We start from the raw sequence: 21,157 nt of genomic DNA, 5'->3' as shown, positions 1-21,157 counted from the left end.
TAGTCGCGCTTTTAACCGCCCGAATATTTTTAAACATCCTTTAAGATAGCACCAGAATTTAGCTGAACTGCATTTTATACCACATCTGCACAATTCACTGATTAAATGGTAAAAGATTTATACCTTGAATAAACCGATAATCGCTGTGATTTTTAGTTAACAGAGGATACCCAGTTACTACTATGCCGCGACTGACATCAATCAAAACATCTGTATCAATCAAGACTCGATCGCTCATTCTCAACTCTGCCATTCCTGTTGGCTCCTTTGACGCACCCAAGCACTGCTATCGCTCATTTCTTCCCGGTTACGCCACATCCCAACAAATGGTTCATCCCGCCAATTTTCTTGGATTGAATTCTTAGTAACCTCTACCTTTTTTGCTAAAAATTCGGCAAAATCCAACACTTACTGTTGCTTTTCAACTGGTAAAATTCTCACTTTTTCTAAAATAGCTTCTTCAAGATTCATTATTGTCTCCAAACTATGAGAAATCTTTAACTTGCTATGATACGTCGAGTTACTAAATTAGCCAAGGGACTTCTCGTAAAAGTTAAGGGTTCTTGCGACTCTTGGGACTCTTGGGAAGTTAATTAACTCAAAACCGGATCGGGATTTATGGATTTACATGATAATCAGGATTAATCAACCAATCTGCTAAATCTGCAAATCCTGGTTAAACTTTCCACCGTTTCCCGTTCCCTGACCTCACCAAAATGTCTCTTTTTAAACCAAATAGCAATAGGATCGCGCTTGGTTAGTAATATAAATAACTGATGAGCGCAAAAGTAAAGTAATGACCATGCGTGTATTCGTTCTATTATTCAATGCTGGTACAGACAACGAAGGAATTCACACCCTTCAGATTGGCGATCGCAATAAAGTGCTGATGTTCGAGTCAGAAGACGATGCTACCCGCTATGGTTTGATGCTGGAAGCCCAAGACTTTCCGCCAGCCTCGGTAGAATCGATGGACGATCGCGAAATCAAGGCGTTTTGTGAAAGTGCGGATTATGACTGGGAACTAGTCCCAGACGGCGAATTAACTTTACCTCCAGAAGCGAGCGTCGAAGAAACTGATTGGCAAATAGATGATGAGTTTGATGCAGAATTTGAGGATGATTTCGATGATGAACTTCTAGCTGAGTCTGAAGAATCTGAAGCCTCAGAAATGTCCGATGCAGAATTGGATAAAATTCGCCGTAGGCTGGAAGGGTTACTTTAATCAAAGCGAGGTGCAATGAAACAATTAGAAGAACGTGGTCATCTTCTGACGGAACAGATTAACCCAAATAGTCAAAACTTAGATCAATTAAGCTGTTTAGAGTTGGTGGATCTGTTCAATCAAGAGGATCAACAAACTATTGCAGCGATCGCCAAAGCCCGTATTCCCCTCGCCCAAGCTATTGCAGCCACAGCCAAAGCGTTACGCCAAGGCGGAAGGCTGTTTTACATCGGCGCAGGTACTAGCGGGCGTTTGGGCGTTTTAGATGCAGCCGAATGTCCCCCCACTTTTTGTACACCTCCAGAGTTGGTACAGGGAATTATCGCTGGGGGTGCAGATGCTTTGGTGCGGAGTTCGGAAGCTTTGGAAGATCGAGCCCAAGATGGCGCAGCTGCGATCGACCAAAAACAAATCACTCAGTTAGACGTAGTAGTAGGAATCACCGCTGGTGGAACTACGCCCTTTGTTCACGGTGCTCTACAAGCTGCCAAAAGTCGGGGTGCTACTACTATTTTTATCGCTTGCGTCCCCCAAGAACAATTTAGCTGCGATGCTGATATTGACATTAGATTGTTAGTTGGGCCAGAAATTTTAGCAGGTTCTACGAGATTAAAAGCCGGAACAGTGACTAAAATGGCTTTAAACATTCTCTCGACTGGAGTAATGGTACAGTTGGGGAAAGTTTACGGCAATCGCATGGTCGATGTGGCAGTTACTAATAGTAAATTGCGCGATCGAGCTTTGCGAATTATTCAAGACCTTACCGATTTAGATAGGGATGCTGCTGCTAACTTACTAGAACGCAGTGGCAAAAATGTCAAATTAGCATTACTAATGCACTGGACAGGATTAGATGAAGAACAAGGTGAAAAACTTTTAATTGCCAATCAAGGAAATCTCAGACAAGCTGTACAAAATCAAAACAAACTTTGAAATTTGCCTGGGAAATTGATATGAATTAAGTTCAAACTTTCTTTTTAAGGAGCCAGAATTTTGGAAATGTTTACGGCCTCAGAAACTCCTGTAATAGCATTAATTGTGCTAGTTGCTTTAGGAATATTAAGTTGGGGATTTTTTCGGGCTAAACCCTTTGGAAAAATCGGAATTTTAGCTTGGTTACAATCAGTAGTATTAATGGCTCCTTGGCTGTTATTCTTTGGATTGTTTGCCGCCGGAATTTACATTAACATAGCCGCTATTTTGTTGATGTTGGTGCTTTCATCTGGCTTATATATTTACTTAGGTAGACAACTCCGCGCCGCTGGTCAAGATGCCATACTGCGAGAAAAAGCTGCTAACATGATGCAAGCTAATCAAGATTCTCAAAAGCCCCCCAAAGTAGCTGAATCAGAAAATGGTAAGGGGCAGTCAGAATTATTAGGAATTAAAGAAACAATTCCGATTCCTGATGAAGACTTGAAAGTAATTCAAGGAATTTTTGGCATTGATACCTTTTTCGCCACAGAAACAATTCCCTATCAAGAAGGCGCAATTTTTAAGGGAAATTTGCGTGGCGAAGCGGAAGCAACTCACAATCGATTATCCGCTGCTTTAAAGGAAAGATTGGGCGATCGCTATCGGCTATTTATGATCGAAAATCCTGAAGGAAAACCCACAATTGTCGTTTTACCTAGCACCAATGACCCGAAAGTTTCCACTACAAACCAAAAGATTTTTGCAGTAATTTTACTGATAGCTACTATAGCTACCTGTTTAGAAACTGCTGGCTTCTTCTTAGGTTTTGATTTTTCCAACAATTTAAGCCGAATTAATGAAGTATTACCGATCGGTGCCGGAATTTTAGCAGTTTTAGCAGCCCATGAAATCGGTCACAGGGTAATCGCTAAACGCCATAATATTCGTTTAAGTTTACCTTATTTTATTCCGGCTTGGCAACTTGGTTGTTTCGGCGCAATTACTCGCTTTGAATCACTTTTACCCAACCGGAAAGTAATGTTTGATATTGCCATAGCAGGGCCAGCCGCCGGAGGAATAGTTTCTTTGTTAATGTTAATTATTGGCTTGATTCTTTCCCATGAAGGTAGTTTTTTCCAAGTTCCAGCGGAGTTTTTTCAAGGGTCAATTTTAGTCGGAACTTTAGCCAAAGTTGTTTTAGGTTCGGCTTTGCAAAAACCTTTAGTTGATGTGCATCCTTTAACAATAATTGGTTGGCTAGGTTTAGTAATTACCGCCCTGAATACCATGCCAGCCGGACAATTAGATGGGGGGCGAATAGTTCACGCAATTTATGGGCGAAAAATTGCTTCTAGAGCCACATTAGCAACTTTTATCTTTTTAGCGATCGCAGCTTTTGCCAACCCGATCGCGATATACTGGGCAATCATTATTTTGTTCCTGCAAAGAGATTTAGAACGACCCAGCTTAAACGAAATTACCGAACCAGATGATGCTAGAGCAGCATTAGGTTTGCTCGGCTTGTTTTTGATGATTACCACCTTAATTCCTCTGACTCCCGGAATTGCCGGAAGGTTGGGAATTGGTGGCGCAAATAATCTATTTTAGATTAGCGATCGTGAAAAATCAAAAACAATCTAAAATCTAAAACCTAAAATCTAAAATCCTGTAAAGGTCATGGCAACAACACCGCCGATAGCAATTCTTCTCGACCTCAGCGCCATCATGGGTAGCAGCATCCGCGAATGGCAAGAATATTCCCGCATTGGCAACTGCTACCTCCCCCAAATAATCTATGAAGAAATCCAATTTCTCACAGATCGCGCCCCAGAACCAAAACTAGAAAAAACAGCCAGAGAATTTACCCGCTTTTTTCCCGAAAGTGGTTGGGAATTAACCAACGCCCACGCCGTTCATCGCACACTTAATCCCGCTGCTGGGCAAAACTTAAGCAAACAAGCCAGACTAGTAGTATCTGTCGCTCAATGTATGTATGGTTTCGCCCAAGAAAACCCCGATAACTTAGTAGTTTTTGTCTCCAATTCTCAACCAATTCTGCAACGAATTCCCGGTTTAAATACAGCCAATCTTTGCGGTATCACCACAGCCGCACTCTTACAATGGGTACGCACAAAACAGCGCCCTCCAGCAGTAACTCAAAAATTACAAACCTTTAGTAATTCTGAAACATCAGCCACAGTTTCTCAACCAAACCCAGCCGAAGAAAACCCACTTCCCGCAAATTCTCACCAGATGACAGGTCCCGCCTCAGCTGCCCAAACACCAACCAAACAAAGGTCTAGCAGCAATAATTTGGTGACAAAAATAGCTGGTACTTTAATAAGTTTGCTGATCTTTTTTGTACTAGGTTTAACCGCATGGCGCTTTATGCAACCCGAAAGTTTCAATCAATTTTGGCGACAAACAGGTTTACCAGCACTTCCGGGACAGTAAGGTGTTAATCACTTAGCTTGGTAGTTGAAGCAGCAGCGGGGCAGGGGCGCAGGATTGAAAGTTTTGCCAAAATTTTCTATCATAAATAGGATAATAGAAGCTCAAAGCAACTGATGTTAGACGTTTTAAACGTAAGGATTTATACCAACAAAGAACAGGGAATAGCCCTAGCTAAAAGCTTTGGTTGTTCCCGTTTTGTGTGGAATTATTACCTAAGTAAAACTAACAATCAGTATCAAGAAACAGGGAAAGGGTTAAGCTATTGCGACATGGCAAAAGAGCTAACCCAACTTAAAAAACTCCCTGATTATAAATGGTTACAAGAGGTAACGGCTGCGACATTACAACAAACACTTAAAAACTTAGAATCTGCATTTAAGAATTTCTTTTCTAAACGAGCTAGATTCCCTAAGTTTAAAAGCAAACATAAAAAGCAGTCAATTCGTTATCCTGAAAGCTGTTCAATTAAAAATGGTGGTTTAAAACTGCCTAAACTTGGCATTGTTAAAGCAAGTATTTCAAAAAGTATTAACGGCAAAATTAAATCTGTAACTGTTTCTCAAACAAACACAGACTCCCGTCACAGCGTCAGCTTGACGGTGAGAGTGTCAAAACTGGGATTAAATACGGATTAGTGTCCCAAACTGGTGAATCATTACTTCAGTTAATAGGAGTTACTTAGCTTGATTAATATTGGTTCTTTGCTGCGAGTTCAATCCTCCCCCAGCGTAGTACGTACCTACGACATTATCGGTTTTGGGGATGAAGTTCCGGGGGTATTTGCTGTAGTTGCTGCTGCCAGAGAATACCGCCGCCGTACTAACAGATATCCCAGAGTTCTTTTACTATCCAAAGGTAATTTACAGCAAGGCATTGGCGGTCATTTAATCAGAGGCGGACTTGCTTGTTTAGATAGAAGCCAAGTTGAAAAATCTCTGCGAGATTCTCTTGGTTTAGATACCTTTGGCGATCCACCAGCTATTTACAAAGAATTTTTGCAAAAAACTGGTGTTCGTGCAGTTTCCCTCGACCCCGCCAAAGGTAGCGCCGTTCTCAGACAAATGCTAACTGAAGCTAAAATCGATTTCATTAGCAATGTGGGAATTAAATTTGTTGATAAACAAGCTGATAGATTGGTTAGTATCACCACTTTTACTGGCGAAACTTTCACAGCTAAACAGTTTATTGATGCTACGGTAAATGCCGAATTAGCTCAAGCAGCAGGAGTGCGAAAATTAAAGGGTTTTGAAACTTTTGGTTTACCGGAATCTGAACTAGCTGTTACCTTGGTTTTTGAAACTCAAGGACTCACAATTACCGAACTGAGAAATTTTGAATTACAGCTACTCAAACGCTTTACTAACTTCGCAGATATAGAAGCGCAAAAATGGTTGTGGACAGCGGCGGGAAATAATGACCTGCTAGTACAACAACTGCGAAAAGATATGGTAGATGCTCAGGGAAATTTGAAAACTCTCTGGGTAGGAACTGATGATATTGTAGTGCGTTCTCCGGCCCTTTCTGTAGCTTACCATTCTTTCCGCAATTTAAAGTTTTCTCTCTATGAATCAGGAAGACTTTTTGATAAAGCAAATATCGCCATTCTTCCCGGAGGAAGACTTTCTTGGAATTCCCTGTTATTCGCTGTAAATGCTTCCACAGCAGAAGCTTTAGCTAGGGGTGGCGCTAAACCAAGTTTGCCGATGTTGTCAGAAATGAATTACTTGGAAAAATGGTTTAAAAGTATTGGTGCTAGCGATTTAATTCCAGCTTCTGAACTTTACATTAGACACGCTGGCAATGTTACTGGTGTGGTGCAACCTCTTGATGGTGCGGATATGTTAATGAGTGGTGTTCCTAGTAATGAAGCTTTGGGTACTTTCGGCTATCATTTTGATGTTCGGGGGGGAATTAAAGGGATTGCTGACAGAGCTTATGCTAATGGTTTTTCCCAAGTTAGTTTTCCGTTACCTGTGTACAATGTGGGTTTTCAACACGCTTTAATAAAGAGTGTGCGTAACTTAGCGGTTGTTAGTCCGGGTTCGGGTTTTACTGGCATGGCTCCTGCTTCCGGCAGAATAGTAGAATATAATTCTGGTGTCGGTCAAGCTTTAGGTATTGCGGCTGCGATCGCACTACTAAGGAACAGAAATTTGGCAGATGTCACAAATCGCGAAGTTAGACAAGTTTTAGGAGATACTAAACGTTTACCTCGCATTTTTGGCATTCCTAAAATTGCTGAAGCTAGCAGGTTAGGCGAGTTTGAATCTGCATTGGGTAATGTTTTTGTAGCTTAAATTTTTAGCGTTTATGAAAACTACAGGCTTTCACCATGTTGCCATTATTTGCTCAGATTACCAAAAGTCTAAAAAATTTTATGTGGATATTTTAGGTTTTTCGGTAATTCAGGAAACTTTTCGGACCGATCGCAATTCCTATAAATTAGATTTGCGCGTTGGTGACACTGACCAAATTGAGCTTTTTTCCTTCCCCAATCCTCCCCAAAGAACTAACAGCCCTGAAGCTTGTGGACTTAGGCACTTAGCTTTTCAAGTGTCCAATCTTGATGCAGCTGTCGCTAATCTCCAATCTCATGGCGTACCAGTTGAAAATATTCGAGTTGATGAAATTACAGGGAAGCGATTTACTTTTTTTAAAGACCCGGATGATTTACCTTTAGAAATATACGAAAAGTAGTTTTTAAGAGTGAATTTTTACTGGTTGGGAACAAAGCGAAAAATAGTCCGGTTAATATCTCAACAAGAGTTAAAAAACCGGGTTTCTTTACGAAAATCTAGACTTTCAGGTTTAGTTATTGGCAAGAAACCCGGTTTTTAGCCCCGGTGCAAGATCTGAGTAAGTAGGTGTAAATAAATAAAGTGATAATAGCTATATTCGGATGGGGCGGGCTAGGAGAGTTTTCACTTTGCATCTTCTGTTACCTCAGTATTATATATTGACAAATATGAAAAAATGTGATATTAGCCTTCAGTTGAGTAGTGATGGCGATCAACTTAATATTTTGTATAATTATAAGTAACAATTTTTACAGCTATTTCCGTATTTTCTTGGTGTGAATATCTGGAAATAACAAGCAAACTAGTAATGTAAGGTTTCAGTAAAGTTTCCTCAAAAACCAACCATTTGCGGAACTAATATTGAGTGCAGGTGCTTGCCTGTTCTGAAAACCTTCTGTGATGCCAGTGCGACTCTTAGAGTGAATCGCTCTCTATCAAGCTTAAAGCTATATTGCAACAGCATTACAAACACACCCAATCAAAAACTTTAGAAGTTTTCTGGAGTTTCCTGGAATTGGGGTGTAGTCTCTACCTTTGAGAATGCTCTTTGTTAACGCCATGATTCGCCCAGCTTGTTATGGAAAATACAATTACTACTGGCGCTATTAAAGCAACACTTAATAAAACCACTAAAACCAGTGGGAAACCAAACCCCTTTGTTTTAGCTTTAGTGTTTACAACTGTTTTATGCTTCGCTGTTAGACCATCAATTAATAGAAGTACTAAGATCGTTGTTGAGTCTGGTGCTTCACAAACAGCTTTATCTGAGTCGGTAGCTGATGCGGTGGTCAAAGATTTGTCTAAGCGATCGGGTTTACCAAAATCAGAATTAAAGATCATAGATGCTCAACAATTAATTTTGAGCGATCGTTGTTTAATTAGCAAAAACTCTAATTTCCTTTGTGTTGAGTCAGAAATCCCAGGGTGGCAAATAACTGTAGCCAGTGGAAAAAAACGCTGGGTGTATCGCACGAATAAATCTGGTTCGATGCTGAAACTAGACAACGGCAATGTGGCACCCACACACAAAAGTCAAGGAAACGCTTTTGCCAGCACAATCTCATCTGTTAGTAATGGGTAATGGGTAATCTCAGATCTTGCACTCCTGAGCTCCCGCCTCTATTCTTCGTTTCTTCGTTCCCAGGTTCAACCTGGGAACGAGTATCTGGGAGGTTCCACCTCCCCTGTGCCCCTGTGCCCCTGTGCCCCTGCTCCTGGAGTCCCTCAACGAGGGGGATTCCAGCCTACAAAAATATTAGGTCTTGGCATCTTATTTGGGAACATATTTTGTAAAGCCGACTGTCTAAATGCAGGCGGTTCTTTTGTTAGATTCCACAAACTTTCATAGAAAAAGAAAGAAACTCCCGAAAATCCCCAGTTCCGAGCAACTTCTACTTGTTCTGTCACTTGTGACATAGGAACCGCTTGGGGTTTTACTCCAGTCATAATGCCAATAGCAACAGGAATGCGCTGTCTTGCCGCTTCGACTTCGGGACGTTCTATTTCGGCAATAAAGCGATTTAAGTCGTTGCGATAAACTTGTAAAACTAGTTCTTCAATTAATCCTTGTTCTCTCCAGGTTTGCCAATCAGTCAAATAGTATTTGTAGGAAAATTCTTGCGGATTGGGAGATACAGAAATTACAATTTTGGGTTTACGTTGTTTAATGGCGCGGTGAATTCGTTGCATATATTGAGTAATTTTATCTGCTCTCCAACGAACCCATTCAGGGTCTTGAAAATCATCTGGAGGAGATTGTCCGGCGTGTTCTTGTTGATAAAGTGCGACAGTAAATTCGTCGTAGCCTAGCTGTGAAGGAAAACCAAAATGGTCATCAAATTGAATTCCGTCAACATCATATTTGGTAACAATTTCTAGGACTAAACTTTCAATAAATTGCTGCACTTCTGGGTGGAAAGGATTCATCCAAACTCGTTGATGTGGCCCTTCAATCCAAATTTGGCTACCATCCCGACGTTTGAGAATCCAATCTGGGTAAAGTTTGGCTATTTGAGAATCTGCTGGTGCCATAAAACCAAATTCAAACCAAGGGATAACAGCCATTCCTTGTTTATGTCCTTGGGTAATTACTTCTTGTAAAACATCTCTATCTGTGCCTAATTCTGGGTCGAGGTTTTCGTCTGTTGGTGTGACTAAACGCAGAGGACTTCCTACTATTGTTTCTGCTACTTGGCTGGGATAAAGTGTGTACCCCCAGTTCCAAACTGTGGGATACAAGGTGTTGAAATTTAGGGATTTTAAACGGTCGATCGCATCAGAAAGTCGGTCTTTATAAAAGAGAACATCGCTATCAATATTTGTCAGCCAGACACCTCGCAATTCTGTTCTTGCTTGTAATGTTTGTGGAGTCGGTTTTCTAATTATAGCTAAGGGATTTTGTGGCGGGGTTGGGGCAGCAATTGAATTTGTTGGCGCAGCGGTTATTCTTGAGGGACTTGTTGATGTTTCAGCAGTTCTATTTATATTAGTTTGAGCAGTTGGGGTTCTAATAGAAATTGCCGTTGGAGATGTGGTTTCAGCAGGAGTTGATGATCTAGGAGTAGTCGCGGAAGTTGCTGTGGGAGTAGGTTTTTTCTCTGTAATTGGTGGCGTTGAAGTTGCTGTGGGAGTGGGTTTAGTTTCTGTTGTTTGTGTGGTTTGAGGAGTTTGATTTCTGAGTGCGGTTGTAGTTGTAGCGGGAGAATTAATTGTGGCAATATATTCTTGGGGAATTAGTTGCGAAGTTCCCAATGCTTGACATAAAAAAGTTGCTACTTCTGCACGGGTAACTATTTGATTTGGTTTGAGTAGGCGGACGTTCGGATAATTGACGATTAGTAGTTTTTCAGTGGCAGCCGCGATCGCATTTCGAGAATTATTGGGGATTTCTTGTGCGTCATCAAAAACTGCTTTTAATGTTTTTTCTACTGGTTGAGTGGGTGAATATTTTAAACCATTTACTAAAGATAGTAAAACTTGTTGTCGCGTCATCTTTCGCAACGGGTTAAAATTTTCGCCTATATAAGCGGAAAGAAATCCTGTTTGATAAGCTTGATTAATACTATTAGCTCCCCGATAATTTGAGGGAATATCAGCAAATCGAATTGCATTTCTAGTTACAGGTTTGTCAGGGAAAGCTTTACTAATTATAGTAGCGAATTCGGCTCGATTTACTTGCGAATCCGGGCGAAAATTGCCATCTTCATAACTAGTAATAATTTGTTTTTGCACCAGTTGTTCGATGCAAGGTTGTGCCCAATGTCCTTGAATGTCAGCAAGTTTGGTTTGCGAGTAGGATCGGCTGGGTGTTAACACCGCTACTATCATACTCAAGGCTATTAAAAGCGGAAACCATCTGCGTTTTTTAAACATATCGTTAACTCCTATCACACCTCATGGAAAATTTTATTGACAAACTGTAGAGACGTTTCATGAAACGTCTCTACAGTTTGTTATGAAACGTCTCTATTCAACTCATGAAACCTCTCTACTCAAAATCAAAAGGGTGGTGGTTAACCCGGTTTTGCTATGAGAACCGACTTGAAAGTTGGATAACTTGGTCGGTGTAATTGGAAACAATCAGTAGATTACCATTAAAACTTTTTCAGCAAGCAGAAAATTTTGCTGTTTCCCTGGAAATTATTCAATACAATTGATTTACTAAACTTTATGAGCCTAATATATAAAAATATTCAGCTACCCAGCCTAAATTTATAAAGCTTGGTAATTACTGCTTTTCTGCCTTTTCTTGGCAAAGTATTGTTGATGTTCTTCGGCTGCTAAATAAAATTCTCCAACAGGTTTTATCTCTGTGACAATATCTTTATCATATTTCCCGGAGATTTGCAATTTTTGTTTAGATGCTTGGGCGGCTGTTTCCTGTTCTGAGCTATGAAAGAATATAACAGATCTGTATTGTTCGCCTCGATCGGGCCCTTGTCGATTTAATTGGGTTGGATCGTGACAATCCCAAAAAATTTCTAATAATTCATTATAAGTAATTTGTGACGGATCATACTCGATTTGTACTGATTCTGCATGACCCGTAATTCTAGCACAAACATCTAAATGGCAGGGGTTAGGAAAATGTCCACCTGTGTAACCAACTGCTGTGGAAATAACGCCTTTAACTTGACGAAAAGTGTCTTCAACTCCCCAAAAACAACCAGCAGCAAAAGTGGCTTTTTCCATGTTTTTCTATGTTGGTTAAAGTGATTATAGAATACTAGGGCGATCGCTTTCCGTAGGCTTAGGTACAACTTTGTTCTCTTCTAGACAACGCTTAAAGGCGACTTCTGCTTCTGTCGGATTAGGGTTATCTGTAGATTTTAGAGCTCCCACTAAGCGATCGTTTCCCATTTTATCTAATGGTCTGTCTAAATTGGCAGTGCTACTATTATTTCCTTGGTCTAAATATTTTCTGCATTCAGCAATAGCGTCAATGCGTTTAATCCTAGCTTTAGAAACGTTAGACTCTCCTTGAGTGAGATGAGTATCTTCATGAGGAGTATTAACTGCTGCTGTTGCAGTTGGCGAGTTGAACAACCAAATGTTTGTAATTAACAATCCACTCACAAATATTTTACAAATCAGCCGCCAATTTTTAGTAACTTTAATCACTTTAAATTCCTGGGTTTCTCACTGATGTTTACTCTGAGATCTTAATTAATCGGCAATTCTCAGCCATACTCCTTGGGGAGGAATAATTTAAAGATTACAGATAAATCCCGGGAACTTAGGAATGGGGTAATAGCGTCTAAAATTTCAACGTAGGCGAGCGAATCGCCCCAGAGTAAAGATATTCTAGCTGTAGAATCTCTTTCTTTGAGGCGCGATAGGTGCTAGGCACAGGCGAAGACTCCGCCAAATTACATAATTAAAGCTTGGTGACACTATTATGAAACATTTTACTGATCAGTTTACCACAAGTTCAACCATGAAAGGGCGCATTTTTCCGGCTTTTGTTTTAGCTGCAATCTTGTCCTGGGGTGCTAATTTTTCTTTGATTAACTCTGCTGTTGCTTATCCTGAAAGTAGTGAGCAAGTGAGTAACCAAATTGTTAATCCTAGAAGTAGTTTGGTTAGTCAAAATCGGTTCGATCGCACCAATACTTTACCAAATACCATAGCTAATGCTGTGAAAAAAGACTTAGCTAACCGTACCGGAATAGCTCCCGGAAAGCTGAAAGTTACTAACTATAAACAAGAAACTTGGCCTAATGGTTGTTTAGGTATTTCTGCACCAGATCAAATATGTACTCAAGCATTAGTTCCGGGATGGCGAATTACTGTAACTGATGGGCAAAAAACTTGGGTTTATCGCACTGATAATAATGGCAGAAATATCCGGTTAGAAAACCAGAATGTTTCCTTATCACCCAAATCATTGCAGTTAGTCAGTAACGAAACTCTGATTGCTGCTACTCCTAAACCGTCGCCAATTCCTAGCAGCGAACTACCACCATTTTTAGATAGAGGCATGATGTTTCAAGCAATTTCTAGTGGTGGTTTTGCTGGACGTACTTATCAAACTACTTTAATGAATGATGGGTCATTAATGCGAGTGAGAATTGGCGATGCTAACGATTCTGAACGCAGTGTACAAAAAGTTTCCTCTCAACAATTACGCGAATTTCAAAGTTTATTAAAACGTCAACCATTGTCTCAATATAATCGCTTGAGTTACCCGGCACCAAGGGGCGCTGCTGATTACATTACAGTGACATTAATTAGTTCATCTGGTGTTGTTCGTTATGCTGATATTGTCCAAAGTGAATTGCCGAAATCTTTGCGGGAAGTAATTCAAGCTTGGAATAAAATTATTAGTACTAGAAGCTAAAGAAACCCGGTTTTTCTCAAAAACCGGGTTTCTGACCGATCGAGTTTAGTTTTTCGGGGTTAAGTGGCGAGCGCACCAAAATCAATTCCAGTGACAACTTGACTAGTATTTAGGGTTACAGTATGGGTTGGGTTGAGAATTGCGATCGGCGTTTGTGGCGTAGTGAACGATACAAAAACATCGTCGCTACCTACTGAAAAGGAAGTTTGGCTAGCAAGGGATTCATCAGTAATAATAACTTGACCGAACCGCGAACCAACAATTAATTTTCCATCAAACGAAACATCAATATCGTTTAAGTTTGTAGTGCCACTAGCCCTAAAATTTAATTGAGTTCCATTGTCATCATAGCGACGAATATTTCCATCCCAATCAGCGGCAAAAATATCACCATTTTTATTCACAGCAATGCCTCTAGCATCGTTAGCTAAAGTCGTTGTCCACAATAAATTCATTGTTAGCGGGTCGTAACCATCAACTGTACGTCCTGACAAGCTACTATCATCTCTGAGGGCATAAAGTACACCGTCCAAACCCATTGTTAAGTCGATATATTGCTGGGTATCTGCAAAACGCGCAGATGTATTGTTGCTGAGATCGAAACGTACAATTCCTGTAGGTGTATCGTCTACATCAAAGGTAATCATATCAGTGGCATAAACAAAATTTTGATACTTAGCAATGCCACCATAGCTGGCATTATTAACCGTACTCCAACCTGGATGAGTTCTGTGGTTCCAAGTGCCATTGCTTTGATCGTAGATACTTAAAAAAGGATCGAATGTGCCATTGTAATTAAAGATGAGATTATTTTGGTCAATGATAATATCTCTTGCATCCTCGCCAAGAGGACGAGAAGCCGCCCCATAGGGAATATTAATCGCAGCAGAAACAGCAGTGCCAGCTTGAGTATATTCTCCAATCGTTTGATTTGTGCTGACTAAAATATTTCCTCCTGTTCCCGAACCATTAACAAAAGTGCCGGGAAAGGTTTGTCTCCAGCCTCGTTGTCGCACTTCAGCAACAGTATAAGTTCCAGCTGATAAGCCAGTAAAAGCATAATTGCCGTTGACATCAGTAGTGGTAGAAGGTTCGCCAGAGTCGAGTTTACTGTTGTTATTTAAGTCTAGGTAAATTGTCCAACCTGCAAGTCCGGGTTCACCAGCATTGCGAATCCGATCGCCATTCAAATCATTCCACTTTATCCCCCTAATTTCAGCAGGTGTAAATTTAGATTCAAAAGCACCAATATCAATTCTGCCACCGACAATGCGATCGAAGGAAGCACCTCTTTGATCTGTATTTGGAGGCGGTACAAAAGCAGGATCTCCCGCATTAATGGCAAGACTTCCTGTTTGTAATGCGTGAGTTTGAGTCAATCCGCCGTTATTTGCTAAAGGGTTGAGTTTCGGATCGATCGCACTAGCAAATTCGGTTGCGCTTGCATTTTTGCTAGTAGTATTGTTAGGGTCGCCGTATAAATCGCCTGTAGTGTTGCTGCTAAAATTCTGAGTGCCAACATTGCCGATTAAGTTGTAACCTTGGGATGTGAGATTGCCAGAAAAATCTGGATTGATTCCCCCAAAAGGTGAGTTATCAATATTCGCGGCAACGATCGTATTTTTAACAGTAACAGTCCCACTTTGGATAAAGATACCGCCTCCATTATTGCTCACAAAGCCGCCAGTATCATTGTTATCGAAATCAGCCGTGTTGTTAGTAATTGTTGATCGGTTAATGTTGAAAGTATTTGTAGTACCCTCGTGATAAATGCCCCCACCAGATTCATTTGATTTGTTACCGGAAATAGTGCTGTTACTAATCTCGATATTTCCCTCATTCGACACTCCACCACCATTATATTTGGCAGTATTGTTAGCGATCGTGCTATTAGTAATTTTTACTGTGCCAATCGAATTATTCCAAATAGCGCCGCCGCTGTTAGCAGAGTTATTTGTTAGGGTGGTGCGATCGATCGTTACGGTATCCTTACTAGTGATAGAAATAGCACCCCCAACACTCATCTCTACCGTATTTTCGGAAAAAGTGCTATCTGTAATCTTTGCCGTACCATCGATCGATAACGCACCACCGTTTCTAGACTTATTACCAGAAAAAGTACTTTTGGTAATAATCAACGTATCCTGACTTGCAATAGCACCACCAGTAAAATCAGATTTGTTGTTGGTAAAATCACTATTAGCAACAGTCAGGGAACCTTCGGTATAAATAGCACCACCAGGGCCAAAAGCCTTATTATCAGAAAAGCTAGAATCAGTTACAGTTAGCGTCCCAATCCCAAGACTGGCAATAGCGCCGCCAGCAAGGTTTTTTGATTGGTTGCCAGAAAAAGTGCTTTTACTAACATTTACCTTGCCTCCCTTCCAGTTAAAAATAGCACCACCAAACCCACCAAAATCAGCCAAGTTGTTGGTAAAGGTGCTGTTACTAACATTCACCGTCCCACCATTAAAATTAGTAATAGCACCACCATGGTAATCAGATTGATTGTTAGAAAAAGTGGTATTGTTAACATTTATCGTACCAGTGCCAAAGTTAAGGATTCCGCCGCCACCCAAAGAATTGTAGTAAAGAGATCCAGACCCAGTATAACCATTAGAAATAGTCAACCCATCAATAGTAAAATCACCATTTATAACAGAGAAAATCCGATATTCTCCACCCGTATCTCGGCGCACATTTAAATTACCAGCACCAGTACCATTAATCTTTAAATTTTGGGAAATAAAGGGCAACACACCTGTTAAATTAATCGTTCCCGATGTTGCTGCACCACTAAAATTAATTGTGTCTGTTCCGGCAAAAGCTTCTGCATTTAACATCGCTTGCCGCAAAGTACCTTCCAGGTTAGCATAGTTGGGATTAATGCTGGCATCATCTGCTAAACTAATTATTACTGTATCGTTAGCAGCGATCGCTACCGTTCCCTCTTTATTAACTCCATCAATGTTGTAACTTCCTGCTGCTAAATTCAGTTTTAGCGTTTCATCTGCTTCCGCGTGAATATCATCTTTTGGGGTAAGAGTAATATCTACAAATGACTGTCCATCGGGAATAGTAACTGTTAGATTGCTACCTGCAATTACAACACTACCACCACTCAAAATATAGTCGGTAGATTTAGCTAAACTACTACCATCAATATTCAGATTAACTGTTAATGCACCTATAGTATTTGTTCCGCGACTAATGCGATAAGTTCCAGTATCACCTGTTTCTGCTGCCTTGGTATCTGTGGCGGTAAGACTGACAGTTGCTAAATCATCATTAATAATAGTTAAAACCGCTTTCGGTGTAGTAGTGCCAACATTACCCGCACTAGGGTTAACTAAAGTAAGAGCGATATTTTCATCTTGTTCGACATCAGTATCTCCAGCAATGGGAACAGATACATCTTTGAAAATATCACCCGGATTAAAGGTAACGGTAATCGGGGTATTGTTGTAATCTACTCCGCCTGTGGCGCTAGGAGAAGCACCATTAGCTAATTGAATTTGTATTGAGTTGGTGCCAGAAATATCGCCAGTGCGGTTAACTCTTACTATGCCATTTGTGTTGAAACTTCCCCCATTTCCTTCAGTAACAGTGTAAGTAGCAATACTAAAGTCAAAGGTAGGGGCAGCATCATCATTAATAATAGTATAAATAGCTGTTTGCTGTCCTCCTAAACTAGCGCCACCAGTAGGATTAACTAATTTTAAATTAATCGTATCATTTCCTTCAGGTATCCCATCTCCAATAATCGGAAGTTCTACATTTCGAGAAGTTTCCCCTGGTAACAAAGTAACAGTAATTGGCAAATTATTAATAAAATCATCGGCAGTTGCAGTACTACCCGTATCCAGTTGTACTTGTACTGTCACCGTACCATCACTGCCACTATCACGTTGAATGGTAGCAACTATTTTATTAACAGTTCCCCCATTTCCTTCATTCTCACTATAGTTAGCTTTGGTAAAAGATAAAATCCCTGGATTAGTAATTAAAGTATCATTATCTATTATTGTCAGAACCGCAGTATTTTGTAACCCAATTGTTGCCCCATTTGTCGGATCGCTTAAAGTTAAATTGACAGTTTCGTTACCCTCAACTTCTGTATCATTGAAAATGGGAATATTGACAGTTTTAGGTGTCGTATCCCCATCTGCCCAAGTAACTGTAATAAAGCTGTTATCATAATCTTTTGGTGCTGCTAATGGTGCAGCGCCACCTATTGCAGTGCCGCCATTTACTAAAACTTTAACGCTTACTATACCAGAGTCGCCATTGGTGCGATTTAGGGTAATTGAAGCAATAGGTGTACCATCTTCATTAACACTAAAATTAGCAGCACTAAATTCTAATGTACCTGGAAATACTTCTTTATTAACTGTAATTGGGATAAGCTCTTTAGCAATAATACTATTAGGATTGACTCCTTTAATAATTGCTAAATATTCAGTTGTTCCTTTGTCTTGAATAATGGTATGATTAGCATATATTCCAGTACCAGCGAAAATATTTAGTTCGGAAAATTGTAAATTTCCTATCAGTTCAATTATGTCTTCACCAGGAGTAAAATCTAGAAAATAATCAGCATCGCTAATATTAATTCCACCAGTAGTCTGAAATCCGGGAACATCATTTCTTCTACCAATTACAAAAATATCATTTCCGGCACCACCGCTAACAGTATCCGCCCCTAAATCGCCAATTAAAATATCATCGCCTTCGCCACCAAATAATCGATCGCTCTCCTTACCACCATGTAGCGTATCATTACCATTACCTCCTTCTATGGTGTCATCGTTTTCATTGCCATTAAGAAAATCGTTACCTTCACCACCAAATACTAAGTCATTACCTATTCCTGCTAATCCTATATCATCGCCTTTGTCTCCAGAAAGAGTCTCATTTCCTCGATCGCCTAATAGAAAATCATTATCTTGACCACCGTACAATAAGTCATTTCCATCACCTCCTATTACTGTATCCTTGCCGCGATTACCGTGAAGAGTATCATTGTTTTCGTTACCATTAATCCAATCATTACTATCCCCCCCAAATCCAACGTCTTCTCCTTCTCCTCCCAGGATTACATCATTTCCTTGCTCACCAAATAAAGTATCATTGCCTTCTTCTCCCGATAAAAAATCATCGTCTTTTCCCTCATATTTGGTGCTATCTGGCTGATTTTGTTTTGTTGGATCGTTGCCTTCGTCACCATTGATTACATCATTTCCTTTACCACCAAAAATAGTATCTTTGCCTGCTAAACCTAAAAGAAAATCTTCAGATAATGAACCATTAATTAAGTCATTACCGAGTGTACCGATATAAATAGTCATTTCTACTTACAGGATTTTTACGGAGACGACCCGATCATGGCTTGGTCAAAAACAAATCGTCATCAGTGAAAGCACCTAACAATATTTTGTTATTATTACTGTTTTCAGTAGGTGTTTTTTATTGTTTAAATTTTAATTTTTAACAGGGGAAATTGTTGGTTGAATTGCTGTTTTAAATACCCTGAACTTGCTCAAAAAATCAACATAACTCTTGGACAAAATCGAACAACTGATGTGCCATTTCTAATTTAGAACAAGTTGGAATTTCTACTTGTCTGCCTTGGGAATCTAGCAAGATTGCTTGGTTGTTATCGCTGGCAAAACCACTGTTGATTTTATCTATGGGATTAGCGGCGATCGCATCCAGTTTTTTCCTCTTTAACTTCTCCAATGCAGGTGTTACAATATCCCCAGTTTGGGCAGCAAAACCAATCAACTTTTGATGGGGTTGTTTTAAATTACCTAACTGGGCAACAATATCAGGAACAAACTCCAAATCTAAAGCAGTAGGAAGAGATTTTTTCGGTAACTTTTCACTGGCATAATTAGCAGGTTTCACATCTGCCACTGCTGCTGACATAATAATTAAATCGGCACTAGAAAAAGACTCTAACATAGCCTTTTGCATTTCGGCGGCGCTAGTCACACCCACAGTTTTTACACCCAATGGAATTTCCCCGGTTATTGGTGCGTGTACTAACGTTACTGATGCACCTCGATGTAATGCTGCGGTTGCTAAAGCTAATCCCATTTTGCCAGTAGAAGGATTACCAATAAATCGCACCGGATCTAAAAATTCTCTCGTTCCCCCAGCACTAATTAAAACTCGTTTTCCGGTTAAATCTTTTTTGCCTTTAGTGTGTAATAAACTGTGAATATGTGCGATAATTTCAGAAGGTTCAGCCATGCGACCGGAACCAATGCGATCGCAAGCCAAAATTCCCGCACTAGGCCCGACACTGTGATATCTTGGATTTGTAAAAATCTCTTGCCAATTGCGCTTCACTGTCAACTGTTCCCACATATCCGTATTCATCGCAGGTGCTAACAAAATCGGACAAGTAGAAGCCAAAACAGTATTAGTTAATAAATTATCAGCAAAACCATGAGCCAGTTTTGCTAAACTATTTGCAGTTAAAGGCGCGATCGCAAAAACATCCGCCCATTCACCTAATTCAATATGTAGCGGACGACCATGAATCGGTTGCCAAAAATCTCGATCGGTAAAAGCCGGATTTCGAGAAAGAGTAGCCAGGGTCAAAGGTGTGATAAACTCACAAGCCGCAGCAGTTAAAATAACCTTTACCTCGACCCCAGATTTTGCCAGGAAAGAAACTACTTCGCAGACTTTATAAGCAGCAATACCACCGCCAATGCCAATTAGAACCTTCGCCATTTTTAGATTGAGGAATTTGGATTTAACTCCAATTTTGAATCTAAAATCCTCTATCGTCAGGCTTCATCATAAGCTTCCATATCTAACAGATGAATGTAAGGTTCAATTAACTCTGGACGCTGAAAAGCGATCGCCCTCAGCAGATGCCAATCATCAAGTCCTTCAAAGACATTAGTATAATCATCCTGCTCCAAACGTGCAGCTAATTCAGCTACATCTGCTGGAGTCATAGCAGCTATATCGCGCTTCACAATGCTTGCTGTCGTCATCTCTCGGCACCTCCCGTCCCAGCGTAGAGTCAATCGATTTTAGATTTTAGATTTTAGATTTTGGATTTTGAACTGATGACATCGCATCAGGATGAGTCACATAGTCTCAATAATCAGCCATCAGCAACCTTGAATCTAAAATTGGTCAACTGGTCAAAATACACTCACCCCTACTATCTTACCCTTACCTTACTATGAGTAAATAATTACCAATTATTCGCAATAAGGTGGAGATACCTTTTTACTCAAGCTTTGGGACTTTCCACAGACATTACCTGCAACACAAAACTTCGCATTAAGTTAAGGACTGCTGGTATAACTTCATGCGCCATATTAAACTCTTGATACTGCACCGCTACTCCTAAACTCGTCAATATATCCCTAGCATTTTGAGCAGCAGTTATCGGAACAACTGAATCCCTAGTACCGTGAATAATCAACGTTGGTGGCAAAGTATCAGGTTTTGTTCCCTGAGTAATCGGATGCAAATAGCCGCTCAGACAGACTAAACCCGCTAACGGTAAATTTAATCCCACATCCAGCGTCATCGCCCCACCTTGAGAAAATCCACTTAAAATCGTCCGCGACAAAGGAACACCAGTTTCACTCTCCAAACTAGAAAGCCAATCTGTAAGAAGTTGGCGACTCTCTTGTATACCTTCATTTCGCTGAAAGTCGTACCAAGCCCTGCCCACTGATGAGTAAGGGTGAGGGAAAGGGGCATTAGGAAAGAGAAACTGATAATCCGGTAAGTTCAGAAAAGGTGCTAAGTCAGCCAAATCTTCTGCATTGGCACCCCAGCCGTGCAAAGCGACAATCACCCCAGTTGGTGCTTGTCCGGTTGTTGGTGGAATGGAAATTACCTGAAGAGACAGAAGTTTGCTCCTAAATTCAGACTAACGCCTTTGATTTT

Annotated in this window: 17 protein-coding genes and 1 pseudogene; 9 read left to right on the top strand and 9 right to left on the bottom strand. The window is 40.4% G+C overall.

Features of this window, described 5'->3' with window-relative positions; genetic code table 11:
* Nucleotides 1-94: 94 nt before the first annotated feature.
* Both ACE1CC_RS29950 and ACE1CC_RS29945 read right to left on the bottom strand, forming a co-directional pair.
* Nucleotides 95-253, bottom strand: coding sequence for a hypothetical protein (locus ACE1CC_RS29950; RefSeq protein WP_413274087.1), 159 nt, complete (start codon nt 251-253; stop codon nt 95-97).
* Nucleotides 241-405 carry a hypothetical protein gene (locus ACE1CC_RS29945; RefSeq protein WP_413274086.1) on the bottom strand — a complete coding sequence of 55 codons (165 nt, stop codon included), beginning with the start codon at nt 403-405 and terminating at the stop codon, nt 241-243. The genes ACE1CC_RS29950 and ACE1CC_RS29945 overlap by 13 nt, the downstream gene beginning before the upstream one ends.
* Nucleotides 406-802: 397 nt before the next feature.
* Between ACE1CC_RS29945 and ACE1CC_RS29940 the strand changes: the two genes are divergently transcribed.
* From ACE1CC_RS29940 to ACE1CC_RS29905, 8 genes and pseudogenes are all read left to right on the top strand, one after another.
* The gene (locus ACE1CC_RS29940; protein WP_413274099.1) at nt 803-1,225 is read left to right on the top strand and encodes a DUF3110 domain-containing protein; all 423 of its coding nucleotides are present in this window, start codon (nt 803-805) and stop codon (nt 1,223-1,225) included.
* Nucleotides 1,226-1,240: 15 nt separating this feature from the next.
* On the top strand, nt 1,241-2,158 hold the full coding sequence (gene murQ, locus ACE1CC_RS29935) for an N-acetylmuramic acid 6-phosphate etherase (protein WP_413274085.1): 918 nt from the start codon (nt 1,241-1,243) through the stop codon (nt 2,156-2,158).
* Nucleotides 2,159-2,224: 66 nt separating this feature from the next.
* Nucleotides 2,225-3,748 carry a site-2 protease family protein gene (locus ACE1CC_RS29930; protein ID WP_413274084.1) on the top strand — a complete coding sequence of 508 codons (1,524 nt, stop codon included), beginning with the start codon at nt 2,225-2,227 and terminating at the stop codon, nt 3,746-3,748.
* 69 nt (nt 3,749-3,817) lie between these two features.
* Nucleotides 3,818-4,594: a PIN domain-containing protein gene (locus ACE1CC_RS29925; protein ID WP_413274083.1), complete on the top strand. Its 777-nt coding sequence runs from the start codon at nt 3,818-3,820 to the stop codon at nt 4,592-4,594.
* Between the two features lie 113 nt (nt 4,595-4,707).
* Nucleotides 4,708-5,169, top strand: a pseudogene (locus tag ACE1CC_RS29920) (RNA-guided endonuclease TnpB family protein); the annotation flags it as partial.
* A 108-nt stretch (nt 5,170-5,277) separates the two neighbouring features.
* A complete protein-coding gene (locus tag ACE1CC_RS29915) occupies nt 5,278-6,891 on the top strand; it encodes an FAD-dependent oxidoreductase (RefSeq protein ID WP_413274081.1) in 1,614 nt (537 codons plus the stop codon).
* Between the two features lie 13 nt (nt 6,892-6,904).
* Nucleotides 6,905-7,291: an SMU1112c/YaeR family gloxylase I-like metalloprotein gene (gene gloA2 / locus ACE1CC_RS29910; RefSeq protein ID WP_413274080.1), complete on the top strand. Its 387-nt coding sequence runs from the start codon at nt 6,905-6,907 to the stop codon at nt 7,289-7,291.
* Between the two features lie 678 nt (nt 7,292-7,969).
* Nucleotides 7,970-8,473 (top strand): hypothetical protein, encoded by a 504-nt coding sequence (locus tag ACE1CC_RS29905; protein ID WP_413274079.1) that lies wholly within the window; start codon nt 7,970-7,972, stop codon nt 8,471-8,473.
* Between the two features lie 143 nt (nt 8,474-8,616).
* Here the strand turns inward: ACE1CC_RS29905 and ACE1CC_RS29900 are convergent, their stop codons facing one another.
* From ACE1CC_RS29900 to ACE1CC_RS29890, 3 genes are all read right to left on the bottom strand, one after another.
* Nucleotides 8,617-10,764: a glycoside hydrolase family 10 protein gene (locus tag ACE1CC_RS29900; protein WP_413274078.1), complete on the bottom strand. Its 2,148-nt coding sequence runs from the start codon at nt 10,762-10,764 to the stop codon at nt 8,617-8,619.
* Between the two features lie 339 nt (nt 10,765-11,103).
* Nucleotides 11,104-11,583 carry a peptide-methionine (S)-S-oxide reductase MsrA gene (gene msrA / locus ACE1CC_RS29895; protein WP_413274077.1) on the bottom strand — a complete coding sequence of 160 codons (480 nt, stop codon included), beginning with the start codon at nt 11,581-11,583 and terminating at the stop codon, nt 11,104-11,106.
* 24 nt (nt 11,584-11,607) lie between these two features.
* Nucleotides 11,608-12,012, bottom strand: a complete 405-nt coding sequence (locus tag ACE1CC_RS29890; protein WP_413274076.1) for a hypothetical protein — start codon at nt 12,010-12,012, stop codon at nt 11,608-11,610.
* A gap of 277 nt (nt 12,013-12,289) precedes the next feature.
* Between ACE1CC_RS29890 and ACE1CC_RS29885 the strand changes: the two genes are divergently transcribed.
* Entirely contained in the window at nt 12,290-13,231 is a 942-nt protein-coding gene (locus ACE1CC_RS29885) for a hypothetical protein (RefSeq protein WP_413274075.1), read from the top strand.
* Nucleotides 13,232-13,290: 59 nt separating this feature from the next.
* Here the strand turns inward: ACE1CC_RS29885 and ACE1CC_RS29880 are convergent, their stop codons facing one another.
* The 4 genes from ACE1CC_RS29880 to ACE1CC_RS29865 all read right to left on the bottom strand — a co-directional run bounded on the left by ACE1CC_RS29880 (nt 13,291) and on the right by ACE1CC_RS29865 (nt 21,119).
* Nucleotides 13,291-18,579, bottom strand: a complete 5,289-nt coding sequence (locus ACE1CC_RS29880) for a Calx-beta domain-containing protein (RefSeq protein WP_413274074.1) — start codon at nt 18,577-18,579, stop codon at nt 13,291-13,293.
* A 199-nt stretch (nt 18,580-18,778) separates the two neighbouring features.
* Nucleotides 18,779-19,975, bottom strand: coding sequence for a bifunctional phosphopantothenoylcysteine decarboxylase/phosphopantothenate--cysteine ligase CoaBC (coaBC, locus tag ACE1CC_RS29875; protein ID WP_413274073.1), 1,197 nt, complete (start codon nt 19,973-19,975; stop codon nt 18,779-18,781).
* Between the two features lie 56 nt (nt 19,976-20,031).
* Entirely contained in the window at nt 20,032-20,244 is a 213-nt protein-coding gene (gene isiD / locus ACE1CC_RS29870) for a protein IsiD (RefSeq protein WP_413265763.1), read from the bottom strand.
* A gap of 245 nt (nt 20,245-20,489) precedes the next feature.
* On the bottom strand, nt 20,490-21,119 hold the full coding sequence (locus ACE1CC_RS29865) for an alpha/beta hydrolase (RefSeq protein ID WP_413274098.1): 630 nt from the start codon (nt 21,117-21,119) through the stop codon (nt 20,490-20,492).
* Nucleotides 21,120-21,157: the final 38 nt, after the last annotated feature.

Origin of the sequence: Floridaenema aerugineum BLCC-F46 (assembly GCF_041929345.1) — a bacterium.
In the GTDB taxonomy this organism is placed as follows: Bacteria; Cyanobacteriota; Cyanobacteriia; order Cyanobacteriales; family Aerosakkonemataceae; genus Floridanema; species Floridanema aerugineum.
Note: the sequence above shows the minus strand (reverse complement) of the source record. Positions and strands in the feature narration are given on the sequence as shown.